Annotated in this window: 2 protein-coding genes and 1 pseudogene; 2 read left to right on the top strand and 1 reads right to left on the bottom strand. The window is 60.0% G+C overall.

Annotation, left to right across the window (positions count from 1 at the left end; genetic code table 11):
- Positions 1-68 precede the first annotated feature (68 nt).
- Positions 69-338: a hypothetical protein gene (locus ACFYOW_RS49615; protein WP_387299179.1), complete on the top strand. Its 270-nt coding sequence runs from the start codon at positions 69-71 to the stop codon at positions 336-338.
- 143 nt (positions 339-481) lie between these two features.
- Positions 482-838, top strand: coding sequence for a hypothetical protein (locus ACFYOW_RS49610; protein WP_387299177.1), 357 nt, complete (start codon positions 482-484; stop codon positions 836-838).
- 105 nt (positions 839-943) lie between these two features.
- On the opposite strand, the pseudogene ACFYOW_RS49605 reads toward ACFYOW_RS49610, so the two are convergent.
- A pseudogene (locus ACFYOW_RS49605) lies at positions 944-1,294 on the bottom strand (ATP-binding protein); the annotation flags it as partial.
- Positions 1,295-1,492: the final 198 nt, after the last annotated feature.

Here is a 1,492-nt window from a genome sequence, read left to right as displayed (position 1 = left end):
CGAATACGATCGACGCGGACGACCCATGGTGAACATCCTTCCAGGGACCATTGGTCCCGCTATCTCAGATGTCCATTACTTCAGGGGAACCCCAACCTGCGGTCCCGCATCGAACGCCTGCGGGCCAAAGCAAAGCTGCCGACACCCACACGCCCCCAACGGATTCGGAGAACACTCTCGTCCAGACACTCGGCCTGCAGATCACCGAGCTGAAGAAGCGGCACCGCACCGAGGTCCAAGCCCTACGCGACGCACTCGAACAGGCCCACGGCGAAAACCTCGAACTCCGCCGGGAACTCGCACGGCGCGGAGCGAGTGCAGCTTCCGGTCCGCACTGATCTTGCCGAGGTCGGCAGTCGTCTCGAAACTGGTTGCGCCCATTGGTATTACGGACAGAAGTACCAGATCCTCTGGTAGTCTTATCGCTGCGGACTGCAGCGGGCGGTCAGCACCAGGGCGCAGGCCCGGAAAGGGGACATCTATGTCTCAGAATGTCTTATTCGTGTCGGTGAACCAGTCATTCAAGCCGACGTTCTCCCTCGCAGATCTCGAGCGCTGGGTCTTCAAGGCTTGGGCAATCTCGGCAGCGAAGGCCGCAACCTGCGACAGGGTCGTTGCTGTCTACTTCAATAAGCCCACTGCGGCTTGGCGACTGCGAGGCGCATACAGTGCGGCCGGCTACCACTACACCGTCGCTGGCGGACAGACCCGGCCGCGAACCGCACTCGCTCTCGGCGAACCACTTCCACTCCAAGCCGCATATGACAACGTTCCGTCACTGCGTCACGGATGCGCCGTCGCGGCGCTCGACGTCGAGTCGCTGGAGCCAGAGCGCTAATGCGCGCTTCAAGGGATTAGCCACACCGACAGCGTTGATGAGATCTCATCAACGCTGTCACCTGGTCAAATAGCAGCGGCCTTGGCAAATCCTGCGGATAACAGTCGGGCCCAGGAATACGACGTTTTCCTTGGCGGTGATGAAGTCCAGGGTTCCGAGGTGGATGATGGTGTCGCGTTTGAGTGAGCGCTGATGGTCGAAATCGAACTCCTCCAACGATTTTCGCGACGGAAATCGAGCACTGCGGATGCGTCCTTCACCGCCGCGGGATTCGCGGGCGGAAACTTCTCGTTGCAGGCAGGCGGCCAATAACTCTTCGTGGCTCCAGTTCTCCGAGCGGGCGCGTTCGGCCAGTCGCTCAACCGCGCTGCCGAGTGTCGGTGCCTTGAGTGCTCTTGCGAGATAGGCGATTTCGGAGGTTACGTTGCGTGAACCATTGGCGGTCTTGGTGGCCATCAGGCGATTTCCTCGCTGCTGCTCGCCTCGTCGAGGTCGAACATGCAGTCATAGTCAGACAGGTTTCGATGCTCGACATCGGTGTCGATCGCGGGAACCGCGACTAGTGCTGCGTTCCTCAAAGATCATGTATTTTGTTGTCTGACTTGTTGGTTCGGGTGTGATGGGGTGGGTTCTGCCGAAGGTGTTGGTTGCGCG

Source organism: Nocardia sp. NPDC006982 (genome assembly GCF_042869435.1).
GTDB lineage: Bacteria > Actinomycetota > Actinomycetes > Mycobacteriales > Mycobacteriaceae > Nocardia.
The sequence above is the reverse complement of the archived record's forward strand: the minus strand, read 5'-3'. Positions and strand labels throughout refer to the sequence as shown.

Excerpts from the sequence above, each read along its gene's own strand:
- ACFYOW_RS49610 (WP_387299177.1), top strand. The coding sequence starts at position 482 with ATGTCTCAGAATGTCTTATTCGTGTCGGTGAACCAGTCATTCAAGCCG.
- ACFYOW_RS49615 (WP_387299179.1), top strand. The coding sequence starts at position 69 with ATGTCCATTACTTCAGGGGAACCCCAACCTGCGGTCCCGCATCGAACG.